General features: G+C 38.9%; 4 protein-coding genes and 1 pseudogene. 3 read left to right on the top strand and 2 right to left on the bottom strand.

Annotated elements, in window-relative coordinates:
• Positions 1 to 151 precede the first annotated feature (151 nt).
• Positions 152 to 1,363 carry an AAA family ATPase gene (locus tag AC220I_RS17515; protein WP_486725158.1) on the bottom strand — a complete coding sequence of 404 codons (1,212 nt, stop codon included), beginning with the start codon at positions 1,361 to 1,363 and terminating at the stop codon, positions 152 to 154.
• An 8-nt stretch (positions 1,364 to 1,371) separates the two neighbouring features.
• On the bottom strand, positions 1,372 to 3,540 hold the full coding sequence (locus AC220I_RS17520; RefSeq protein WP_486725159.1) for a VWA domain-containing protein: 2,169 nt from the start codon (positions 3,538 to 3,540) through the stop codon (positions 1,372 to 1,374).
• 242 nt (positions 3,541 to 3,782) lie between these two features.
• On the opposite strand from AC220I_RS17520, the gene AC220I_RS17525 reads away from it, so the two are divergent.
• From AC220I_RS17525 to AC220I_RS17535, 3 genes and pseudogenes are all read left to right on the top strand, one after another.
• Positions 3,783 to 4,613, top strand: a complete 831-nt coding sequence (locus AC220I_RS17525) for an FAD binding domain-containing protein (RefSeq protein ID WP_486725160.1) — start codon at positions 3,783 to 3,785, stop codon at positions 4,611 to 4,613.
• 11 nt (positions 4,614 to 4,624) lie between these two features.
• Positions 4,625 to 5,095, top strand: coding sequence for a (2Fe-2S)-binding protein (locus AC220I_RS17530; protein ID WP_486725161.1), 471 nt, complete (start codon positions 4,625 to 4,627; stop codon positions 5,093 to 5,095).
• 12 nt (positions 5,096 to 5,107) lie between these two features.
• Positions 5,108 to 5,505: pseudogene (locus tag AC220I_RS17535) on the top strand (xanthine dehydrogenase family protein molybdopterin-binding subunit); the annotation flags it as partial.

Consider the following 5,505-nt stretch of genomic DNA (forward strand, 5'->3'; position numbering starts at 1 on the left):
ATAATACACCTCAAGTCTTATTCTTTAGGGATTTTAGTTGAATATCCAATCATTTTTATTATTTGATTATAGATTATATATTAAGTTTGAAACAACTGCAATCGCTGAAAGGCATAAAAATAAAAAAGAACCCATATAGGGTTCATTAATTTTATAATACATAGTTTTCGTTTACCAAACGATTATAAGTGATTTCAATTTGATGGTAGCTTTGTTGAACCACTGCAACTTCCTCATATCTTGGATAGTCTTTTTGAATCTGTTCAAGGAGCTTAAGGAGGTCCGAAAGCGCTTGCATATACAATACCTTAATATCAAAGGAAGGTAAATCTCTTTGATTGTCTATGTTTCGGTCGAGCTCCTCCAAAATGGATTCCATATAAGTCATGTACTTTGCTGCATCTTTGCGGGGTTGATCCAATATGGTGAAAATTGTATCTTTCACGATGAGAATATCGTCAAGCGTTTGCCAAAAGGCAAACTGCAAGGCCATTAAATCTTCATCAATACATTTGGTTCTGCCACCCAAAACCGCATGTGCCCTTACGAGGTTCCGACTTAATTTTAGACGTCTTGGCGATATAAAAATATTGTGCTTATTTTCAAGAATACTTGCAATTTGGACCATTTGGTCAGCAATTTCAGGGCTGATTTCAACTTGATAGAGAGCGTCTTGTATGGCAATAATATCATGTATGTTGATCTTAACATCGGTGGTTAAATGATCATCCATTAAAATCATTTTCACCTTGTTGCCATGATCTGAAAGCGGCTTTACATAGACTCTTGAAAGAAAGCGGTCGTGGAGGGCTTGAAGTCTGATATCAGCATCCTCAACGTCGATATCGTCCTCTTGTTTGGGAAAGAAGTTGGTATCTGCCATAAAGAATCGGAGCTTGGTTTTTATGGTATCCGTGCCATTTTTGAACTCGCCTTCGTTTAAAATAGTCAAAAGACCTGAATTTGCAACTTGGTCATTTACCCTATAAAACTCAGAGCAAAACGCCACAATGGCATCTGGTAAGAAGCCTTTAAAATGTCTTTTAATAATCCCGTTTTCTTTGAAGTAATTGATGTCAGGCGCACCAAATATATTGTTGGGCGACACATCGGATCCCATTTGAATGTGGAAATAAGGCGTACCTTCTATATCATCAAAGTCAATGAGGTCAACGATTTCTCTAAGAATAGCAGATTTTGCGATGCCTGGCTGACCAAGCGCAATCATGTTTGTTCTCGATAATAGGGAGAGGATGATGCACTCTGTAAAGTCCTCAACTTCATAATATTTTGATGTGATGAACTTATAAATTTGAGAAAGTTGACTGCTGATTGTCTCTAATTGAATATTGTGAATTGTCATGTGGCCTCCTAAAGCAAGGTAAATAGTTTCTGATTGGTTTCCATATTCCAATGTTTTTCTTTGATCTCAAGTACTTCATCTGAAATCTCGCCGATGTCACCATAATCGTGGTAGGTGTAGGAGTGCATGATGATGGTGTATAGCTTGAAAAGATGCTTTTTTTTAAGTGCCAAAAATCGTGTTTTAAACTTACTTCTAATCTCGCACTGGCCATCTGTGATGAAGAGAATATCGCTGTTTTTGTGCGGTTCTTTTAGAATAAAGTCGACCGCTTTAGCCAGTGGTTTTTCAAAATCGGTTCCGCCACAGATAAAAGTATCTAAAACATCCAATACATCCTTTGCAGATACCCGAAGTGGATTGATTTCCTTCAGATAAAGGGGCTCAGAAGCAGAGGCGAATTGAATGAGTTTGAGTTCGCGCTTTTGAAGTTTTGCGATTTCAATAATAGACAAAATATGTGTCCTTGTTTCTTCGATTTTAACGCCTTCCATGGATCCAGAACCGTCATAGCATAAGATGATAGGGCCCTTGTGCTTGGAGGATTTCCCCACCATTTTAATGGTAAGTAATGCATCGTTGAGGTATCGATCATAAAAATCGTTTTCAAAGGCATCTATATCCAAGGATAGGTTTATGAACTCATCCGTAATCAACAAATCAATATTGTTGCTGTAGGCGACTTTGTCTATGGGAATTGACTTTTGCTTATGCTTTGAAGCCTGAATTTTATGGGCAAACTTCTTTTGTCGCCCCACCTGATTGACAAACTTTATAAATGAAGGTGATTTAACTCTTTTATAGAGCGAGATGACATCATCAAAGGGCATTTCATCAACTGTACCTTTTTCAATGCCAAGGGTCTTGACTTGATCGTTAAAGACGTCAATATCTTCAAGAATACTACTTAAACCCTTTGAAAAATTGAGCTGGTCCAAAAAAGCATTGATTCTTTTATGATGGGATTCTGAGTCCGTATTGGCAAGTTTAGAGGTGGAAGGCTGGGGTAATTTAGCCGCTTTAAATAGCTGAACGCTAGGCGTATTGGTATTATAGCCACTTTGAAAGGCAGTGGCTTGGTCCTTTAATTCGTTTTCAAACGGCGAAATATTTTCAGCATTTTGAGGCACATGATTGCTTTTGATGATGTGTTCTTGTTTCGTAAAGGGTGAAAATCTCTTTTCAAAGGTCTCCTTAAGGCGATCTTCGAGGGTTTCTGAACCATCATCGGATTGTGGACCACTACTCCCCATTCCAGTAAGATTGTCATCTTCTAAGGTGGTATCTTGGTTGACATCATCAAACGTAAAAGCGCTTGCAGTATCATCTGTGTCTGGGGTCGTGGTGTCAGAAGTCTCCGCGTGAGACTGGTCAGGACCGTCATCTGGTAACTTTAGGCTATCATGATTTTCCTGAAGGGTTTCAATCAATTCCCTTATGGGTGTGACTTCATCATGGTGTGGTCTATCTTTAAGAAGCGTCTGAATGGCTTCATGATATTGAGAAAAGGCATCCAAGGCCTCGTGCTTAACAAGTTCAAGGAGTAAGTCTTTTGTAAAGCTAAGAACAGCACTTGTAAAATCTGACCCTTTATTGTTTTGAGGACTTTCAGAATTGAGGTGAAGGAGATTTTCTATTGCCATAATCTCATCTGAAGTCAAAATTTGCTTGATATTATCAGGCGTGAGCATGTTGAGCCAGTCCTCAAGTCTGGTTTCTTCAGGCTGGTCACTGGGTGGTTCCTGAAGGGTTTCCATGGTATCCTCATTCCCAGTAATGGAGTTTAAAGGCTTGCTCAAGTTGGCAAGTGACGTCATTTCCTCTATGAGTTCAGGCCTAAGACCACGTGTTTTTTCAAGGATTATATCAAAAAGGCGCTTTAAAACAATATAGGTGTTACTTTTAGATCCAGCAGTTCTTAACCGGATTCGATTGATTTCTGGCAAAGTTCTCATATGTTGTATGAGCAAACCATCCACCCTGGCCTTATTTGTTTCCTGATCAACCAAAACCATCTTGTATACCATCAAAAACAAGTCGAAGGCGAATGAATGAAAGTCCCTAATAAAATAGGAAGTCGAATTTTCATATGACTTCAGAATAATAGAAGCGTTTAACAAGGTGTCAAATTGATTTTCGTCGAATGAATTGTGTATAAAATGAGAATCCATTTTCATGGTCACGCCCCCCTTATCCTCTTATATTTACCCATTTTTAGAGACAATAATTGAGTATTTAAATGAAATATGGTAATTCAATAACAATTATAATAAGGGAGTGCGTATTTTTAATTGTTATTGGGTACTAAATGAAAGGGACAAATAGTCAGAAAATTTAGTCAATTACTATAAAGAGAGAAACCACTCAAAAAGTTTATAATGAGATAAAGGGTTAATAATGTGTTTTTGGAGGGATAAAAATGAAGTCATTTGAATATTTCAGACCGTCAACATTAAAAGAAGCTTTAGAATTACTCAATACTTATGGAGAGGATGCTTCCATTTTAAATGGGGGAACAGACTTAATTGTTCGTATGCGTGAAGGGCACTCTAATCCAAAGGTCGTTATAGACATTAAACATATCGAAGCACTCGGTAAGATAAAGGTGGCTGATGATGAAATCACCATCGGTGCATGTGTTTTATTGAACGATGTGGGGGCACATCCGACGATAAGAGAAAAAGTACCCTTCTTAGCGCAAGCTGCTTTATCAGTGGGATCAAAGCAAGTTAGGAACAGGGCAACCTGTATCGGCAACATTTGTAATGCATCACCACTTGCAGATACGGCAACACCACTTCTGGCACTAGACGCCGAAGTTGAAATATACGGTGGTGAGGGGACTAAGAAAGTGCCGCTCAAAGACTTCTTTGTATTTGTCAGAAAAACAGTCTTAAAGCACAACGAAATTGTTACAGGTATTAGCTTTAAAACCAACTCTGATTCAAAGGGCATCTTCCAAAAGATGTCCAGAAGAAAAGAAGTAGACCTTTCAACTGTGTGTGGAACAGTCTATAAAGGTGCAACTGGACACCGTATCAGCATGGGAGCGGTGGCACCTACACCCATAAGACTTTTAAAAACAGAAGCTTATTTGGATGAAAATGACTTATCGCCGCAAGTGATCCAAAAGGCATGTGAATTGGCAATGAGTGAAGTTTCACCTATCAGTGACATTAGAGCATCTAAGGAATACCGTCAAGAAATGGTGAGCTTAATCATAAAACATTCACTATCAGAGTGGTTATAAGGGGGATACACATGAAAACATGGATTAATTTTACATTGAATGGTGAAGTGATAGATCATGAAGTGGAAGTCAATAAAACCTTGCTTAAGATGATTAGAGAGGATTTTGACTTAACAGGTGCCAAGGAAGGTTGTGGCGCAGGTGAATGTGGGGCCTGTACAGTGATTATGGATGGTAAGGCAGTAAACGCATGCCTTGTGCTGGCGGTTGAAGCAGAAGGGTGTGACCTTTTAACAATTGAAGGGCTTGCAACAGAAGAAGCGCTTGATCCATTACAGACAGCCTTCATTGAAAATGCTGCATTACAGTGTGGTTATTGTACACCTGGGATGATCATGACCGCCAAAGCGCTTTTAAATGAAAATCCACATCCTACAGAAAATGAAATTAAAGAAGGCATCAGTGGCAACTTATGTCGTTGTACCGGCTATAAGAAGATAATAGAAGCAATTCAAATCGTTGCAGATCAAAACAAAGCATAGGGGGTGTTTGGTTTGAAATTTGTTGGTAAGAGTGTTAAAAGAGTTGACGGGGTAAAAAAGGTCACAGGGACCTTAAAATATGTTGATGATATTAAGCTTTCAAGAATGTTATATGCGGCTGTAAAAAGAAGTCCGCATGCACATGCAAACATCCTTAATATCAATATTGAAAAAGCCAAAGCACTTAAGGGTGTTAAGGACATCATCACTGGGGAACACTTCGAAAAAAGAGGTGGGCTCTATTTAGAGGATAAGAATTTTTTAGCAGTTGGCAAAGCAAGATATCGCGGTGAAGCTGTGGTGGCGGTTTGTGCCGAAACTGAAGAAATTGCACAAAGAGCGGTTGAACTCATTGAGGTGGAATATGAAGTACTTCCTGCTGTGACGGATGCCAAAGAAGGCATGAAGCC

The organism is Fusibacter sp., from assembly GCF_057447755.1.